Source organism: Massilia luteola (assembly GCF_034420155.1).
GTDB classification, from domain to species: Bacteria; Pseudomonadota; Gammaproteobacteria; order Burkholderiales; family Burkholderiaceae_D; genus Telluria; species Telluria luteola.
This window is the reverse complement of the sequence record NZ_JAXOFN010000056.1, coordinates 1-15742: the sequence shown is the minus strand read 5'-3', so window position 1 is coordinate 15742 and position 15742 is coordinate 1. Positions and strand designations below refer to the sequence as shown.

Genomic DNA, 15742 nt, shown 5'->3' with positions numbered 1-15742 from the left:
TACCGCTACGATCCGGACAAGGATTCGAAGCCCTATATGCAAGACGTCACCGTCGAGCTGAAAGACACCGACAAGATGCTGCTCGACGCGCTGCAGCGCATCAAGGCCGACGTCGACGATTCGCTGGCGCTGCGCCGCTCCTGCCGCGAAGGCGTGTGCGGTTCGGACGCGATGAACATCAACGGCAAGAACGGCCTGGCGTGCACGACGAACCTGAACGAGCTGACGCAGCCGATCGTGCTGCGTCCGTTGCCTGGGCTGCCGGTCATCCGCGACCTGATCGTGGACATGACCAACTTCTTCAAGCAGTACCACTCGATCAAGCCGTACCTGATCAACGACTCGATCCCGCCGGAGAAAGAGCGCCTGCAATCGCCGGAAGAACGCGAAGAGCTGGACGGCGTGTACGAGTGCATCCTGTGCGCGTGCTGCTCGACGTCGTGCCCGTCGTTCTGGTGGAATCCGGACAAGTTCGTGGGTCCGGCCGGGCTGCTGCAGGCCTACCGCTTCATCGCCGACTCGCGCGACGAAGCGACCGCCGAGCGCCTGGACAACCTGGAAGACCCGTACCGCCTGTTCCGCTGCCATTCGATCATGAATTGCACGGACGTGTGCCCGAAGGGTCTGAACCCGAACAAGGCCATCGGCAAGATCAAGGAATTGCTGGTGCGCAGGGCGATCTGAGCCGGTCGTCCATGCATGACGTCCGCGTGGGCACCCGTGCCCACCAAATGCCGGCGTAACGCAATTAATATTGCTTAAATATAGTAAAACTACCGTACTGTCGACTGCCCGCAGCCGGAGTATAGTGTTGACCCAACAACGGACTCTAGTGTGAAAACGCATCAATCCGACCCAGCCAACCGTGCCCGCCTTCGCTGGCGTGCCCGCCGCGGCCTGCTCGAGAACGACCTGATCCTCACGCGCTTCCTCGACGCGCATGAAGAAGAACTGACGGACGAGGAAGTCGATGCGCTGACCCGTCTGCTGGACCTGGCGGACAACCCGCTGATGGACCTGCTGCTGGGGCGCGCCGAGCCCGAAGGCGAGGTCGACCTGCCGCACGTGCGTGCCCTGGTGGCGCGGCTGCGGCAAGCCTGAGGCGTCCACGCTGTCACGGACGCCGGTAACGAAACCGGAAGATTTCGTTTTTATCTTGTACCCACCTCCCAAAGAAGGAAGTGCCATGAACATCTCTGATACCAAAGCCACTCTGTCGTTCTCGGACGGCAGCCCATCGGTAGACATGCCGATCTACAAGGGCACGATCGGCCCGGACGTCATCGACATCCGCAAGCTGTACGGCCAGACCGGCAAGTTCACCTATGACCCTGGCTTCATGTCGACCGCCGCCTGCCAGTCGGCCATCACGTACATCGATGGCGACAAGGGCGAGCTGCTGTATCGCGGCTATCCGATCGAACAGCTGGCCGTCAACTGCGACTTCCTGGAGAGCTGCTACCTGCTGCTGAACGGCGAACTGCCGAACGCCGCGCAGAAGGAAAAATTCGTCACCACCGTGTCCAAGCACACGATGGTCCACGAGCAGATGCAATTCTTCTTCCGCGGCTTCCGCCGCGACGCGCACCCGATGTCGGTGCTGGTGGGTACGGTCGGCGCGCTGGCGTCGTTCTACCACGACTCGCTGGACATCAACGACGCGAACCAGCGCGAGATCTCGGCCATCCGCCTGATCGCCAAGCTGCCGACCCTCGTCGCGATGGCTTATAAATACTCGGTCGGCCAGCCGTTCGTGTATCCGCGCAACGACCTGTCGTACAGCGCGAACTTCATGCGCATGATGTTCGGCAACCCGTGCGAAGAGTACAAGGTCAACGACGTCCTCGTCCGCGCGCTGGACCGCATCCTGATCCTGCACGCCGACCACGAGCAGAACGCGTCGACCTCGACCGTCCGCCTGGCCGGCTCGTCGGGCGCCAACCCATTCGCCTGTATCGCAGCCGGCATCGCCTGCCTGTGGGGCCCGGCACACGGCGGCGCGAACGAAGCCGCACTGAACATGCTGAAGGAAATCGGCACCGTCGAGAACATCCCTGGCTTCATCGAGAAGGTCAAGGACAAGAACTCGGGCGTGAAGCTGATGGGCTTCGGTCACCGCGTGTACAAGAACTTCGACCCGCGCGCCAAGCTGATGCGCGAAACCTGCTACGAAGTGCTGAACGAACTGGGCCTGCAGGACGACCCGCTGTTCAAGCTGGCGATGGAACTGGAAAAGATCGCCCTGAACGACGACTACTTCGTGTCGCGCAAGCTGTACCCGAACGTCGACTTCTACTCGGGCATCGTGCAGTCGGCCCTGGGCATCCCGGTCTCGCTGTTCACCGGTATCTTCGCGATGGCCCGTACCATCGGCTGGATCGCCCAGTGGAACGAGATGATCGCCGACCCGGAACAGAAGATCGGCCGCCCGCGCCAGCTGTTCGTCGGTTCGCCGCGCCGCGACGTGCCGGCGATGGACAAGCGTTAATCCGCTTCTGTCGTCATCGGAAAGCGAGCCTGCGGGCTCGCTTTTTTTTATTCGGGGCGCGCAGGCCGGATGTAATACCTTTAAAATATACAGTGTATAAATAAGGGGAACGCCATGATCACCGGACACGTATTCATCGCAACCAGCCTCGATGGCTATATCGCACGTCCCGATGGCGACATCCGCTGGCTGCTCGAACGCGACGACCCGCGGGAGGACCACGGCTATACCGCCTTCATTGCGGACAAGGACGCGATCGTGATGGGACGCGGCAGCTACGACATGGTGGCGACGTTCGACACGTGGCCGTACGACCGGCCCGTGATCGTGCTGTCGCGCCAGCTTGCCGATGCGCCCGTCCCCGACAGGCTGCGCGGCCAGGTGCGCTTCGTCGACCTCACGCCCGCGGAGGCCATGCGCGCACTGGAGCGGGAGGGCGCCCGCCGCGTATATGTGGATGGGGGCCGCGTCGTGCAAGCTTTCCTGCGAGCGGGACTGATCGCGGACATGGTCGTCACGACGGTTCCGGTCCTGATCGGCGCGGGCCGTCCACTGTTCGGGGAACTCCCGCACGACCGCGACCTGGTCCTTGTCGACAGTCGTAGTTTCCCATCGGGGCTCGTGCAATCCACCTACCGGCTGCCGCCATGACGCGCCCGCGCGGCCGTCCCGCGCGCGGGCAAGGCGTCACGCGCGAGGCCATCGTGGACGCCGCGCTGGCCCTGCTCGGCGAGGAGGGTGGGGCTGGGTTGACGATGCGGACATTGGCGGCGCGGCTGGGCGTCACGCCGATGAGCCTGTACCACCATGTCACGGACCGGGCCGGACTGCTACGGGCGCTGTCGGAGCAGGTGTATGGCGACGTGCTGTCGGGCGTCGGTCAGTCCGGCGACCCCGTTGCCGGAATACGGATGCTGCTGACCCGGTATTACGACCTCGTCGTCGCCCATCCGCAACTGACGCTGGCCATCTTTGCCGAGCCGGCGGCCTTCGCGGGCGCCAGCCGGGAGATCACCGACCGGTTGACCGCGCTGCTCGCGGCGGTCACGCCGGGGCACATCGTATGGCGCGATATTCTCGTCGACCACGCGCACGGCGGTGGCCTTGCGCTCATCGCAGCCAGGACCGATGCGGCGAGGGTGGAGGCGTTGCGGGCCGGGTACCGGCAGGCACTCGATTGCCTGCTGGCGCAATTGACCACGGCCTGAAACAACGACGGCCGCCGGATCACTCCGGCGGCCGTCGCATCAACCCGTTATCGATTCAAGGTCAGACAGCGTAATACGCCTCGACCTCGCCTTTCAGCTTGATCAGCATCGGACGGCCCTTGCGGTCCAGGGTCTTGCCGGCGGCGACCTTGATCCAGCCTTCGCTCAGGCAGTATTCCTCGACGTCGGTGCGTTCCTTGCCGTTGAATCGGATGCCGACCGGGTGCTTGAAGACTTCCGCATTGTGGTGCGGGCTCTTCGGGTCGATGGACAGGCGGTCGGGCAGGGGTGGGAGTTGGGTAGTGTCGTTCATGGCCGGAATTATCCACGATTCCCGGCGCGCGCGCGAGCGCCGCATCACCGGAATCATTGCCTTATTGAACACTTGATGTAGACGCGTCGGCGACATTTCGCTATGCTCGCAAGATTGTTAACCCGACAGTCAGCACCATGGCACAAAATTCAGGCGACGTCTACCGGACCCCCCGACGTTTCAATTGGCCGTTCGTGATCGGCGGTTTCGCTTTTCTTTCCCTCGCGATCATGTTGTGGCGCTGGGGCGGCACGGTCGAGGACTCGCTGGCCTATTTCGACACCGCCCGCTGGGTGCGCGGCGAGATCCCGCTGCAGGCGTTGCGCGCGCCGTTTCCGTACCGGCTGGCCGTCCCGGCACTCGCGGCCTTCCTGCCCGGCGACCTGCACAACACGTTCGCCGCGCTGAACTGGATCTTCGTCACCGCGACGGCCTGCCTCGCGACGGCGACCGTGCGGCGCATGGGCTTCGGCACCTTGCGGGCGCTGGCGGCGGGGCTGCTCGTCGTGCTGTCGCTGCCGACGTTCTGGTATGCGCCTTACCTGCTCGTCGATCCGGGTTCCGTGTGCATGCGCATGCTGTTCGTGTTCGCCGTGCTGACGGGGCAGCCGCGCCTCGCGCTGGCGGCCGGCCTGGCGGCGACCGCGATCCGCGAAGAAAACATTCTCCTGCTGGGCTGGCTGCTCGTGATGCGCCAGGTGGCCGTGCCGCAAGGGCTCGCGGCGCTGGCCGCCGCCGCCGGGTGGCTCGTCGCGGTGCGCTGGTGGCTGATTCCAGGCCTGCCGCATTACGCCTGGGTGCCCAACCTCGGCACCGTGCGTGCGCTGCTGGACGATACGCGCGGCCTGTTGTCGCTCGCCGGTTGCGCGGGCCTCGTCCTGCCGCTCGCCATCGTCGGCATCTGGCGCGCCCCGCCGCGCATCGCGCCCTTGCGCGGCCTGCTCGTGCTGATGGCCTTGCCGCCGCTGTACGCGGCGCTGAGCGTGCGCGTCGAAGGGCGCATCGTATGGGCCCTGTATCCCTTCCTGATCCCGTTCGCCGTGTCGCTGGGCCTGCCGCGCCGGGACGCGGCGGTGCCGGACGTGCGTCCGCTGCCCACGTCGCGGCGCGCCTGATCAGCCCATCAGCAGATACGCACGCAACAGACGCCGGTATTCGTCGAGCAGCGCCCGTTCGTACGGCTCCCCTTGCGGTACCTGGCCCACGCCCTTCAGGACGTGCAGCAGCGCCAGCGCCATCGGGTCGGCGCGCCCGGGCGGCAGGGCGGGCAGCACCGCGTCCAGCAGGCCGCGCAGACTGGCCAGCATCGTCTCGCGCACCTGATGCCGGCTCGCTTCCAGGCCGCGCGCGTCGACCAGCGCCAGCGCCACGCCGCGCCGGGCGCGCAACTCCTGCATGACATCCACGAGGGCATCCGCCAGGTCGGCGGGCGCCAGCGCGTCCGCGCGCGCGCGCAGCGCGGCCAGGCCGGCGCCGAGCCGTTCGACATAGGTGCCGAGCAGCGCGTCGGCCACGGTCTCCTTGGACGGGAAGAAGCGGTACAGCGAACCGATCGCGGTGCCGGAACTGGCGGCGATCTCGGTCATCGTGACCGCGTCGTAGCCCTTGTCGAGGAAGAGGCTGCCGGCGGCCTCGAGGATGGCGGCGACGCGCTCGTGGCCGCGCTGGCGCTTGGGCGCGGCGCCGCGCGCCGCCTCGGGTGGCGATGCTGTCATGGATAGGTGTCCTGGATGAGGCTTGCATTATAGCGACGTCATGACACGGCCTCATGTTTGACTTATGCGAGGGTATCCTCTACTATCTTTTGCGAGGATGTCCTCGCATAACTCTCTTTTGGATTCCCATGACCGATCTCCAACCCCGATCCACGGCCGTCGTCCTCATCGACCTCCAGCACGGCATCCTGGCGCGCGAACTGGCGCCCCATCCGTCCGCGCATGTCGTGAGCAACGCCGCGCGCCTGACCGCCGCCTGGCGCGCGGCCGGCGCCACCATCGTGTACGTGCGCGTCGCGCTGGGCGAGATCCATACGCACGCGGTCGACCGGCCGCGCGCCCGTCCCGACAGCTTCCCGCCGAACGCCTGCGACATCCTGCCCGAGGCCGGTATGTGCGAGGGCGATTTCCTCGTCACCAAGCGCCAGTGGGGGGCGTTCCACGCGACGGAACTCGACCAGATCCTGCGCCGGCGCGGCATCCGCACGATCATCCTGGGCGGCGTCGCGACCAACATCGGGGTCGAGACGACGGCGCGCGCGGCGCACGACCTCGGCTACGACATCGTGTTCGCCGAAGACGCCACGTCGACGCTCACCGCCGACATGCACCGTTTCGCGTTCGAGCAGATGTTCCCGACGATGGGCCGGGTGCGCAGCACCGACCAGTTGCTGGCCGCGCTGCCGGCCTGACGCCGCTGCGCCTAACGGCACTTGCCGGTGGCGATGGCGGCGCCCCAGAACGGCAGCGCCAGGATGCCGCCCAGGCCGATCGGCCCGATCTGTGCCGGCTGGTGCTTCAGCGCGTCGGGGCCCCAGCATCCCGGCACGCGGGCGTCGTCGAACTGGCGGCTGAACTTCTCATGGGCCGGATCGCCGCTCAGCACGGGGCCGCGGTCCCGCGCCGGCGCCGGCATCTCCGCGAGCGTCTCGCGCACGGCCTTGCGGATGGCGTCCTCGTCCAGGCGCAGGCGGATGGATGCCGGCGGCTGCGCCTGGTCCGTGGCACACGCACCGGAGGAGATGGCCGTCAGCAGGGCGGCGAGGACGAAGGTTCTCATGTCGATAAATGTACACCCGTCCGGCCGGAGTTGTTGAACCGGCACGTTTCGTTACACAATACCTTTCTCGCCCCGGAAAGGACCCCCAACATGAAATCGCTGATCCTCGCGTGCTGCCTGTTCGTGGCGTCGCTCGCCCATGCCGCCGGCATCGACCCGGCGCTCGCGCAGCAGGTGAATGCCTTCGTCGACGGCTGGCACGACGACGCCGCGCACGCGCGCATGCGCTACTTCGACAAGATGGCGCCCGACGGCGTCTACATCGGCACCGACCGCGGCGAGTTGTGGCAGCGCGACGCCTTCCGCGAATGGGGCCGCAAGTATTTCGAGGGCAAGCAGGCCGCCTGGGTGTTCCACCCCACGCGGCGCAACGTGTATGCGACGCCGGACGGCGCGCTGATCTGGTTCGACGAGCTGCTCGACACGGAAAACATGGGGCATTGCATGGCCAGCGGCGTCATTCGCAGGACGCAAGCGGGATTCGAGATCGTGCATTACCAGCTGTCGCTGGCGGTGCCGAACGGGGTGGCGAAACAGGTGATCGAGGTCGTGAAGGCGGCCGAGGCGGCCCCCGCATCAAAATAATTCGAGGTTCTGCTGCCCCGGCGGGGTCTGCGCGGCCGCCTTCGCGGCGGGCGCCCTGGGCTCCGCCCATGCCTTCATCGCCTGCGCCGGATACGCCCGCAGGAAGCTGCGCGCCAGTTCCGGATCGCGGCAATGCAGCCAGGCGTCGACGTCGTTCGGCGGCAGCACGACGAGCGCGCGCTTTTCGTCGTCCGGCTTGTGGAAGCGCCGCATCAGCGGGTGGTCGTCGGCGTTGATCGTGATCTGCGTGAACGCCGCCGCGATCGACCCGTCGGCCTCGGACCACTCGCGCCACAGGCCCGCGACGAAGAACAGGCTGTCGTCCGCCATGCCGATGCCGAAGCGTTCGGCGCGGCCGCTTTCGTAGCAGGGTTCATAGAAGCAGGTCATCGGCACGGCGCACAGCTGGGCGCGGCGCCAGGCCGGGGCGAACGAGCGTTTTTCGCCCAGCGATTCGGCGCGCGCGTTCATCGTGTCGAACGGTTTGACGCCCGGCGGGATGTGCCGGCGCGGCACCATGCCGTAGCTCGCCAGCTGCAGCTTGCGTTCGCCGCCGGCGCCGGCGCGCATGATCGGCGCGGTGTAGTCTTTCCAGGTCTCGCTGGGCCAGTCCCAGTCGCGGTACAGGTCGACGAGGGTGCCGAGCACCATGTCGAGTTGTTCGGGCAGCGGAGGGCGGTAGTTGACGCACATGGCGCCCAGTTTGACACAAAAACGCGCCCGTCACCACGCCGCCGCGCGTGCCTTGCGGCGCTGCCGCCAGACCGCCAGGCCCGTCACCAGGAACGCGAGCGGCGCCAGGCCGACGACGCTGATGACGATCCGTCCGAACGTGCCGAACGCTTCGCCCGTATGCAGCGGGAACTGCCAGTCGATGAAGGCGTCGCCGGCCGGCGCGTGCAGCGGATCGCGCACGCGCAGAACGCGGCCCGTCGTCGCATCGACCGTGACGCGGGTGTTGCCGTCGCCCTGACGCACTTCGCCGGGCTGGCGCAGGCGGATCTCGTACGGCAGGCCCGGCGTCGCGGGCAGTCCGATGCGCGACACGCGCGCGGCCGGGAACAGAGCGCCGGCCGCTTGCGCCGCGCGCGCCACGCCGACGTCGCCCTCCGCGCCATGCTTCGGCTTGTCCTGCGCCGACATGGCCGCCACGCTGGCCACGACGGGCCTTATCCATTGCGGCTGGTTGAACAGGCAGCCGGAAAAGCCGAGCACCGCCAACACCGGCGCGACGACCGCGCCGGCCGCGCGGTGGAAGCTGTAATTGAAGCGCGGCCACGAGCCCCGGTACGCCACGGCGAACGCCTTGCGCCACGCCGCCAGGTTCGCCCTGGGCCACCACAGCACGAGGCCCGCCACGGACATGAACAGCAGCGCGAGGCCGGAGGCGGCGATGACCGTCTTGCCGGCGGCGCCGGCCAGCAGGTAGCGGTGCAGGTGGAACAAGGTCGGCATCAGCAAAGGCCGCGACAGGCCCGTTTCGCCCCACACGCGCTCGCCCGTGACGGCCAGGCTGGCCGGGTCGACCATGACCTGGCGCGACCGGTCCAGCGTGAACGGCCCGCGCCCACCGGCCGGCGGCAGGCGATACCACGCGACCGCCACCTCGCCGCCGCGCGCCGGCAGCGTCAGTTGGCTGGGGCGGCCGTACGCCGGGTCGGCCGCCAGCCGGTCGACGATGCGCTTGACGGCCGCGGGCGCGAGCGGGCCGGCCGCCGGCGCCGCGTGGAACAGCGCCGGATTGAGCATGGCGTCGAGTTCATGCATCCACGCGAGGGCGCAGCCGGTGAGCCCGGACAGGCCGAACACGCAGCCAAAGACGAGCGCCACGGCCAGGTGCAGGCGCCGGAACCAGGTACGGAGTGTGCCGCGCATCATGTCGCCATGTCAGAAGCGATAGCGCGCGCCGACCAGCACCGAGCGCGGCTCGCCCGGCATGTTGTAGTCGTTCGCGCCGCTGTGCGCCGCGACGAAATAGCGCCGGTTCGCGACGTTCTTCACGGTGACCGTCACGTCGACCTTCCCGCCGTCGTAGCCGGCGCCGAGCTGCAGGACGCCGTAGCCGGGCAGGGTCGTCAGATCGTCGGGCGAGGCGTAGCGCGCGGATTCGGCGCGCCCGCCGGCGGCGACCCAGAACCGGTCGTCCAGGCTGTGCTTGATCCAGGCATTGAACGTGTGGCGGGGCGTGAGTGCCGCCGTGTTGCCTTCGAACGGCGTGCCGGCCGTGGTGAGTTCCGTCGAGTCCTCGATCGTGCCGCGCATGGTCGCATAGCCGGCGATCGCATCCCAGCCGGGCGCCAGCTCGCCGCTGAAACTCATTTCCAGGCCGCGCGTGCGCTGGCGGCCGACGGGCAGCGAAAAATTCGTGTTGGCCGGATCGGCCACCTGGATGTTCGTCTGCGTCATGTCGAACAGCGCCGCCGTCAGGCTCGAACGCGCCGACACGTCGAGCTTGACGCCCGCTTCCTTGTTGACGGTCCGGGTTGGCTTCAGCGTATCGCTGTTGGCGCGGAACGAGAACGAATCGGAGATCGGCTGGAACGAGCGGTTCCACGACGCGTACAGCGCGACCCGGCCCGTGGGCTGGTAGACGGCGCCGAGGCGCGGCGAGAACGTGTCGTCGACGCGGTGCAGGTCGAGGCTCTTCGCCGTGCGGTCGTCGCGGTCCTGTTTCAGGTGATCGTAGCGGACGCCCGCCAGGATCTTCCACGTCGGCGACAGCGCCACGAGGTCCTGCACGTACAGGCCGGCGATGTCGACGCGGTTGCGGTTGTCGGCGCTCGCGGCAACAGTGTCCGGCAGCACCGGCAGGTCCACGAGCACGGGATGGAACAGGCTGTAGGTCGCGACGTTGCCGCGCGAGCGCAGCACCTCGGCCTTGTTCTGGCGGCCGACCTCCACGCCGTACAGCAGCTGGTGGTTCGTCGCGCCCCAGTCCAGCTGCTGCGACAGTTCGTTCTGCAGGTAACGCCCGTCCTCGTCGCGCAGGCGGTGGCTCTGGCCGATGGCGACGGTCGGCGCGGCGCCGTCCTTGATGGCGCCGATCGACGTGTAATTGCGGTCGAGGGCGTAGTCATAGGCGCGCAGCACCGTGTGCAGCTTGAAGTTGGGTGCGAACACGTGGTCGAGCGTCGCGGTCGCGCTCTTGACGTCGCTCTGGACGAAGGCGCGCGCGGTGCCGTTGGCGGCGCCGAAATAGGTCTCGACCGGCACGTCGACGGGGCGGCCGTGGTAGCTCGGCACGCCCTGGTCGGCGAGGCGCTTGTCGTGCAGGTAGTCGGCCTGCAGGGTCAGCGTCGTGCCCGGCCGGAGCTTGAACGTGGCCGACGGCGCGAGCGCCTGGCGGCGCAGGAAGTAGCGGTCGCGGAAGCCGGTCGAATCCTCGACGGCGCCCGTCAGGCGGAACAGGACGTCCTTGCCGGCACCGGCCGCGCCGACGTCGAACTCGCCGCGGCGCTGCCCGCGCGAACCGAGCGTGACGCCCGCCTCGAGCAGCGGATCGGCCAGCGGCTTCTTCGTCACGCGGTTGACGAGGCCACCGGCCGACCCGCGCCCGTACAGCACGGAGGCCGGTCCCTTGAGCACCTCCACGCGCTCGATGTTCGACAGGTCGCGGAAGTACAGCGCATCGTCGCGCACGCCGTCCACGAACTGGTCGCTGATGGCGGAGAAGCCGCGGATCGTCACCTGGTCGCGCTGGCCGTCGCCGACCGAAAAGGACAGGCCCGGCACGTTCTGCAGCGCGTCCTGCAGCGACAAGGCGTTCTGGTCGTGCAGCACGACGGCCGGCACCACGTTGACGGTCTGCGGAATGTCGCGCAGGGGCACGTTGATCTTGGTTGCCGTCGTCGCGTCGAGGATGTCGTACGAGCCGGCATCGATTTTCCTGTCCTTGATGATCACCTCCGGCATCGTGGGTTCTTCGGCATGGGCCTGCGCGCAGAAGCTGCACGCGATGGCGACGAGGTACGGTAAAGGACGAAGTGCGTGATTCATGAAATCCCTGTTGGTGTGTGAAGGTGCTGGAAATGGCTGGATCGGATACGGATGGCGCGCATGCCGACGGCGGCGCCGGCATACAGCAGAGCGACGGTCCAGAACATGGCGGACAGCGGCACCCAGGCCAGCGCCAGGCCGCCCGCGCCGGCGCCCAGCAGGGCGCCCGCCTTGGCGGCGCCGTTGCCGGCGCCGAGCACGCAGCCCTGTTCGTCGTCCGCCGCGGCGCGCGAGAGCAGGCCGTAGAACACGGGCAGCAGGGCGGCGAGACAGGCGCCCCACAGCACGCGCGCCAGCAGGAACAGGCCGACGTCGGACGCCGCCGCCTGCACCGCGACGATGGCCACGCACGCCCACAGAATCCATTCGACCTGCGCCAGCACCCGCGCATGCGCCATGCGCGCGAAGCGCCGCGCCCAGAACGGCGCGGCCACGCACAGGCCGAGGGCGGTGCCCGCGTAGCACAGCCCCGTCACGCGGCTGGACACGTGCAGGACCTCGCTTGCATACAGGCCGAAGAAGGTCTGCGGCATCATCTTCCCGGCCTGCACCAGCACGATGCCGAGCAGCAGGCCGTACATCGTGTCCGGCAGGTCGGCCGGCCGCGGGCGCGCCGCGGACGGTTGCGCGGCGGGCGGCGGGGCCGTGGGCGGCAGCGGCGGCAAAGCCGCGGCAGCCACCGCCGCGCACAGCAGGCACGCGGCGCCCGCCCATACGTTCACCGTGCGGAAGCCCCAGGCGTCGAACAGCCAGCCGCCGAGGACGGGACCGGCCACGGCGCCGATCGCCGTCGCCGCCTGCAGCTGCGCCATCAGCGCGCCGCGCGCTTCCCGGGTCACGAGCCGCGCGCCGTAGGCCTGCGCCGCCGCGATGGTGCCGGCGAGGGCGCCCTGCAGCAGGCGCACGGCGAGGATGACGGCCACGCTGTCGGTCGCCGCGATCCACCACTGCGTGGCCGCAAGCGCGAGCAGGGCGCGCAGCAGCATCGGCTTGTGGCCGACCCGGTCGCCCAGGCGGCCCCACCACGGCGTCGTGCACATCGCCATGGCCAGCGGGCCGGCGTAGGCGGCCGCGCTGGCCCATGCCAGCCCCGCGGGCGCCAGGCCGCCCAGGCGGCGCAGGTGCAGGGGCCAGAACGGGCCGCTCATCTCCATGGCGCCCATCGCCACGAGCTGCAGCGCGAACAGCCAGCGCGCGGTGGTCATGCGAGCGGATTGGGCATCGTGCCGTGCACGTCGTCCGACGTGTCGAGCAGGCGCATGCGCAGGAACGATTTGGCCGGCCAGTCGTGGGCCAGCAGCGCCGCGCGTTCGGCCTGCCAGCGGCGCTCGTGCACACGCGCGCGCAGGCCCGCGAACACCTCGTCCATCGTGCGCCGCAGGACGTCCCAGAAGTGGTGCTCGGGATGGCCGTAGGCGCGCGCCAGCAGCAGCGCCAGTTCGGACAGGTGGCACAGCAGGACGGCGTGCAGCAGCTTGTCGCGCACCGGCGCGTCGTCGTCGTACACGGTGAAGCCGGCGCGATAGACGTCGAGCGCCAGCCCGGCACGGCGCAGCGTGGGGCCGTGGATGCGCAGGTCGCCGAAGTCGCGCGCGAGCAGCTGGACGGGGTCGTAGCCGTCGTCGAGCATGATGAAGCTGTTCTGCTGGTGCGCTTCGAACGCGATGCCGTACACGAGGTAAGCGGACAGCAGCGCCGTCAGCACGGTGCGCGCGTGGCGCCCGAAGTAGGCGACGGCGCCCGCGGCATGGTCGCCGTGGGCCAGCGCCACGAGCTCCGTCGCGAGCGGACGGCCGCTGAACGGCGACTCCGCGAACAGGGCGCCGACGGGGACCGGGAAGCGCCCGCCGGCGCCCTTGGCCATCGGATTGGCGCGGTACAGGATCGCCAGGTGGCGCGCGCGGTCGTCGTCGTCCTGCGGGTCGATGTAGTGCAGGCCCACGTCTTCGCGCACGATGTCGAGCGTGCCGCCAAACCCGTCTTCGCGCTCGAGGATCGCGGCGAGCAGGCGGGTGATGCGTGGGCCCATCACGGTGGACTTGGGCGAGACCGTGCGCTGGACGCTGGTCAGGCGCAGCGACACGGGCAGCTTCAGGTGCGGCAGCGCCGGCGAGCCGGCCGGGACGACGGTGCGGAACGACATGGTCGGCGTCGCGTCGAGGACCACGCCGTCGAGCAGCAGCAGGTCGCCCTGCGCGATCTCGGCCGCGAACTTCTGCGGGATCACCTTGCGCGCCTGGAACGGATGAAGGGGCAGGGGCAGCCAGCCGGCGGCACGCTCGCCCAGCTTAGCCAAAGCGGCTTCCCAGCGCCGCGCGCTTTCCGGGAAGTGTTGCGCGAACCAGGCGGCGTAGTCGCCGTCGCCGGCCGCGAAGGTGGTCCGGGCCTTGTGCGCGCGGATGGCGGCCAGGGGCACCCGCAAGGTCGGCTGGAATTCCGGCGACAGGGCCAGCACCTCGTCCGCGGACAGGCCGAGCTTGGTCTTGAACGTCGGATGCCACGGGTGGCCCAGCGTGCCCCATTGTTCCAGCAGCAGCGCGGGATTGGCGTGGCTGGAGCGCCGCAGCGCGGCGATGAAATAGGCGTCCGCGCCGCCCAGTTCGGCGCGCAGCGACTGGCCCCACGTCCGGCGGTAACTGAGGCACAGTACGTCGTTCGCGAGGCTGTTGTCGAGTTCGTGGACGAGCCGCTGCAGGTCCGCGCCATGGCCCGGCAGCGAAGGGGCCACGCAAGCGAGCAAGGCGGCCGCATGCGTCACCGGCTGCGGCCGCTCGCCCGTGGCGTAGTACGACACGCTGCCCGTCAGCCGGCAGTCGCCGATGCGGCCGAGGCTCAGACCCTCGAAACGCAAGATGCCTTGCTGCGACCAGAGGGGGAGCCAGGACCCGGCACCTTCCGTGATCAATTGTTCCCGGTTCAGGAGGTGTTCGCGGAACAGCGCCTGCAACGTCCGCTGCAGGCTGCGCTTGCGCGCCTCGGACCATGCCAGTTCCGTGGCGACGGCGTCGAGCAGGTGATCGGTGGATTCGAGCGGGGTCGGTATCGCGTTCATGGCTTGCCTTCTCAATAACGGGAATGCAGCATAACGTAAACGCGAATCATTCTCAATACCATTCTCAACTGAAAGGCGCGACGATGCGCCGTGCGCATGTCAGGTCCGGTGCCGAGACCGGGGCCGCACAGGGCGCCGCCGCGATGTGCTAAGGTGGCGCCTCCATGAACGCAACGACACCAACCGGCGCCTACGTCGGCCGCTTCGCCCCATCGCCCACGGGTCCGCTGCACGCGGGCTCGCTGGTCGCCGCGCTGGCCAGTTATCTCGACGCGCGCGCCCACCACGGCACCTGGCTGATCCGCATCGAAGACATCGACGAAGGCCGCAGCGTGGCCGGCGCCGCCGAGGAGATCCTCGACCTGCTGCGGCGCCTGGGCATGGAATCCGACCGCGACGTTGTGTGGCAGAGCCGCCGCAAGCACCTGTACCAGGCCGCCTACGACCGCCTGGCCGGCCACGTCTACCCGTGCGGCTGCAACCGGCGCGAGATCGCCGATTCGCGCCTCGGCTTCGCGCCCGACGGCGCCGCCCTCTACCCGGGCACCTGCCGCCACGGCCTCGCGCCGGGACGCAGCCCGCGCAGCCTGCGCCTGCGCGTGCCGGAGGCGGGCGCGGACGTCATCACCTTCCACGATCGCCTGGCGGGCGTCGTCAGCCAGCATCTGGCCAGCGAGTCGGGCGACTTCGTGCTGAAGCGGGCCGACGGTTACTGGGCGTACCAGCTGGCCGTCGTCGTCGACGATGCCGAGCAGGGCGTCACGGACGTCGTGCGCGGCGCCGACCTGCTCGATTCCACGCCGCGCCAGATCTTTTTGCAGCGGCTGTTGAACGTGCCCACGCCGCGCTACCTGCACGTGCCGGTCGTGCGCAATGCCGATGGCGACAAGCTGTCCAAGCAGACGGGCGCGCTGGCCGTGCGGCCGGGCGATGAAGGTGCCGCGGTGGCGGCGCTGCGGCAGGCGGCGGGGTTTCTGGGGCTGGAGGTGGGCGGCGCAGGATCGCTGGACGAATTCTGGCGGGCCGCCGTCCCTGCATGGGCCGCATTGAATTTGTAGATACCGTCTTGCGCGTCAAGCCTCACATGGCGTATTCGGGTCATATGGCCTGCCTGAGTGCACAACACCAAAGCACAGGTGGGCCAGCTTGCGCATGCAGGCACCGATCACGGCCATCTTGGACTTGCCTTTAGCGAGCAAGCGCTCGCTGAAGGATTTGATGTGGGGATTAAAGCGCCGGGCCACGACGGCTGGCATGTAAAGCAGCTTGCGCAGGTGCGATGGGCCAGCCTTGGATAGGCGAGGACGTTTATGCACCGACGTACC

The 15742-nt window shown here is 68.7% G+C and carries 18 protein-coding genes; 9 read left to right on the top strand and 9 right to left on the bottom strand.

Going from position 1 to position 15742, the window contains the following annotated elements:
• The 5 genes from U9J41_RS28725 to U9J41_RS28705 all read left to right on the top strand — a co-directional run.
• Positions 1-684: succinate dehydrogenase iron-sulfur subunit (locus tag U9J41_RS28725; RefSeq protein WP_322405600.1), on the top strand; the 684-nt coding region annotated here is incomplete at its 5' end.
• 150 nt (positions 685-834) lie between these two features.
• Complete coding sequence (locus tag U9J41_RS28720) at positions 835-1101, top strand: FAD assembly factor SdhE (RefSeq protein ID WP_047823985.1); 267 nt, start codon at positions 835-837, stop codon at positions 1099-1101.
• A gap of 85 nt (positions 1102-1186) precedes the next feature.
• Positions 1187-2488, top strand: a complete 1302-nt coding sequence (gene gltA / locus U9J41_RS28715; protein WP_322405599.1) for a citrate synthase — start codon at positions 1187-1189, stop codon at positions 2486-2488.
• 114 nt (positions 2489-2602) lie between these two features.
• Entirely contained in the window at positions 2603-3139 is a 537-nt protein-coding gene (locus U9J41_RS28710; protein ID WP_322405598.1) for a dihydrofolate reductase family protein, read from the top strand.
• Positions 3136-3696, top strand: coding sequence for a TetR/AcrR family transcriptional regulator (locus tag U9J41_RS28705; RefSeq protein ID WP_322405597.1), 561 nt, complete (start codon positions 3136-3138; stop codon positions 3694-3696). The genes U9J41_RS28710 and U9J41_RS28705 overlap by 4 nt, the downstream gene beginning before the upstream one ends.
• A 61-nt stretch (positions 3697-3757) precedes the next feature.
• Here the strand turns inward: U9J41_RS28705 and U9J41_RS28700 are convergent, their stop codons facing one another.
• Positions 3758-4009 (bottom strand): DUF3297 family protein, encoded by a 252-nt coding sequence (locus U9J41_RS28700; protein ID WP_056442269.1) that lies wholly within the window; start codon positions 4007-4009, stop codon positions 3758-3760.
• Positions 4010-4146: 137 nt separating this feature from the next.
• Here U9J41_RS28700 and U9J41_RS28695 point away from each other — a divergent pair, with 137 nt between their 5' ends.
• Positions 4147-5124: a hypothetical protein gene (locus tag U9J41_RS28695; RefSeq protein ID WP_322405596.1), complete on the top strand. Its 978-nt coding sequence runs from the start codon at positions 4147-4149 to the stop codon at positions 5122-5124.
• Here U9J41_RS28695 and U9J41_RS28690 read toward each other — a convergent pair whose 3' ends face one another.
• Positions 5125-5724, bottom strand: a complete 600-nt coding sequence (locus U9J41_RS28690) for a TetR/AcrR family transcriptional regulator (RefSeq protein ID WP_322405595.1) — start codon at positions 5722-5724, stop codon at positions 5125-5127. It lies immediately after the preceding gene.
• Between the two features lie 128 nt (positions 5725-5852).
• Here U9J41_RS28690 and U9J41_RS28685 point away from each other — a divergent pair, with 128 nt between their 5' ends.
• Complete coding sequence (locus tag U9J41_RS28685; RefSeq protein ID WP_322405594.1) at positions 5853-6416, top strand: isochorismatase family protein; 564 nt, start codon at positions 5853-5855, stop codon at positions 6414-6416.
• An 11-nt stretch (positions 6417-6427) separates the two neighbouring features.
• On the opposite strand, the gene U9J41_RS28680 is transcribed toward U9J41_RS28685, so the two are convergent.
• The gene (locus U9J41_RS28680) at positions 6428-6784 is read right to left on the bottom strand and encodes a hypothetical protein (protein WP_322405593.1); all 357 of its coding nucleotides are present in this window, start codon (positions 6782-6784) and stop codon (positions 6428-6430) included.
• A 90-nt stretch (positions 6785-6874) separates the two neighbouring features.
• On the opposite strand from U9J41_RS28680, the gene U9J41_RS28675 reads away from it, so the two are divergent.
• On the top strand, positions 6875-7369 hold the full coding sequence (locus U9J41_RS28675) for a nuclear transport factor 2 family protein (RefSeq protein ID WP_322405592.1): 495 nt from the start codon (positions 6875-6877) through the stop codon (positions 7367-7369).
• On the opposite strand, the gene U9J41_RS28670 is transcribed toward U9J41_RS28675, so the two are convergent.
• From U9J41_RS28670 to U9J41_RS28650, 5 genes are read right to left on the bottom strand one after another with little or no spacing between them, the layout of a single operon-like run.
• Positions 7361-8062: an SOS response-associated peptidase gene (locus U9J41_RS28670; protein WP_322405591.1), complete on the bottom strand. Its 702-nt coding sequence runs from the start codon at positions 8060-8062 to the stop codon at positions 7361-7363. The genes U9J41_RS28675 and U9J41_RS28670 overlap by 9 nt on opposite strands.
• Positions 8063-8092: 30 nt before the next feature.
• Positions 8093-9244, bottom strand: coding sequence for a PepSY-associated TM helix domain-containing protein (locus U9J41_RS28665; protein ID WP_322405590.1), 1152 nt, complete (start codon positions 9242-9244; stop codon positions 8093-8095).
• Positions 9245-9256: 12 nt separating this feature from the next.
• Positions 9257-11365, bottom strand: a complete 2109-nt coding sequence (locus U9J41_RS28660; protein WP_322405589.1) for a TonB-dependent receptor — start codon at positions 11363-11365, stop codon at positions 9257-9259.
• Positions 11362-12570: an MFS transporter gene (locus U9J41_RS28655; protein ID WP_322405588.1), complete on the bottom strand. Its 1209-nt coding sequence runs from the start codon at positions 12568-12570 to the stop codon at positions 11362-11364. Before U9J41_RS28655 ends, U9J41_RS28660 begins: the two co-directional genes overlap by 4 nt.
• Entirely contained in the window at positions 12567-14417 is a 1851-nt protein-coding gene (locus U9J41_RS28650; protein WP_322405587.1) for an IucA/IucC family protein, read from the bottom strand. The genes U9J41_RS28655 and U9J41_RS28650 overlap by 4 nt, the downstream gene beginning before the upstream one ends.
• Positions 14418-14581: 164 nt before the next feature.
• On the opposite strand from U9J41_RS28650, the gene gluQRS reads away from it, so the two are divergent.
• Positions 14582-15475, top strand: coding sequence for a tRNA glutamyl-Q(34) synthetase GluQRS (gluQRS, locus tag U9J41_RS28645; protein WP_322405586.1), 894 nt, complete (start codon positions 14582-14584; stop codon positions 15473-15475).
• A 15-nt stretch (positions 15476-15490) separates the two neighbouring features.
• Here gluQRS and U9J41_RS28640 read toward each other — a convergent pair.
• The coding region (locus U9J41_RS28640; protein WP_322405584.1) for a transposase at positions 15491-15742 on the bottom strand (252 nt) is incomplete at its 5' end.

Excerpts from the sequence above, each read along its gene's own strand:
- U9J41_RS28670 (WP_322405591.1), bottom strand. The coding sequence starts at position 8,062 with ATGTGCGTCAACTACCGCCCTCCGCTGCCCGAACAACTCGACATGGTG.
- U9J41_RS28655 (WP_322405588.1), bottom strand. The coding sequence starts at position 12,570 with ATGACCACCGCGCGCTGGCTGTTCGCGCTGCAGCTCGTGGCGATGGGC.
- U9J41_RS28710 (WP_322405598.1), top strand. The coding sequence starts at position 2,603 with ATGATCACCGGACACGTATTCATCGCAACCAGCCTCGATGGCTATATC.
- gltA (WP_322405599.1), top strand. The coding sequence starts at position 1,187 with ATGAACATCTCTGATACCAAAGCCACTCTGTCGTTCTCGGACGGCAGC.
- U9J41_RS28660 (WP_322405589.1), bottom strand. The coding sequence starts at position 11,365 with ATGAATCACGCACTTCGTCCTTTACCGTACCTCGTCGCCATCGCGTGC.
- U9J41_RS28695 (WP_322405596.1), top strand. The coding sequence starts at position 4,147 with ATGGCACAAAATTCAGGCGACGTCTACCGGACCCCCCGACGTTTCAAT.
- U9J41_RS28680 (WP_322405593.1), bottom strand. The coding sequence starts at position 6,784 with ATGAGAACCTTCGTCCTCGCCGCCCTGCTGACGGCCATCTCCTCCGGT.
- gluQRS (WP_322405586.1), top strand. The coding sequence starts at position 14,582 with ATGAACGCAACGACACCAACCGGCGCCTACGTCGGCCGCTTCGCCCCA.
- U9J41_RS28690 (WP_322405595.1), bottom strand. The coding sequence starts at position 5,724 with ATGACAGCATCGCCACCCGAGGCGGCGCGCGGCGCCGCGCCCAAGCGC.
- U9J41_RS28665 (WP_322405590.1), bottom strand. The coding sequence starts at position 9,244 with ATGCGCGGCACACTCCGTACCTGGTTCCGGCGCCTGCACCTGGCCGTG.
- U9J41_RS28705 (WP_322405597.1), top strand. The coding sequence starts at position 3,136 with ATGACGCGCCCGCGCGGCCGTCCCGCGCGCGGGCAAGGCGTCACGCGC.
- U9J41_RS28675 (WP_322405592.1), top strand. The coding sequence starts at position 6,875 with ATGAAATCGCTGATCCTCGCGTGCTGCCTGTTCGTGGCGTCGCTCGCC.
- U9J41_RS28650 (WP_322405587.1), bottom strand. The coding sequence starts at position 14,417 with ATGAACGCGATACCGACCCCGCTCGAATCCACCGATCACCTGCTCGAC.
- U9J41_RS28700 (WP_056442269.1), bottom strand. The coding sequence starts at position 4,009 with ATGAACGACACTACCCAACTCCCACCCCTGCCCGACCGCCTGTCCATC.
- U9J41_RS28685 (WP_322405594.1), top strand. The coding sequence starts at position 5,853 with ATGACCGATCTCCAACCCCGATCCACGGCCGTCGTCCTCATCGACCTC.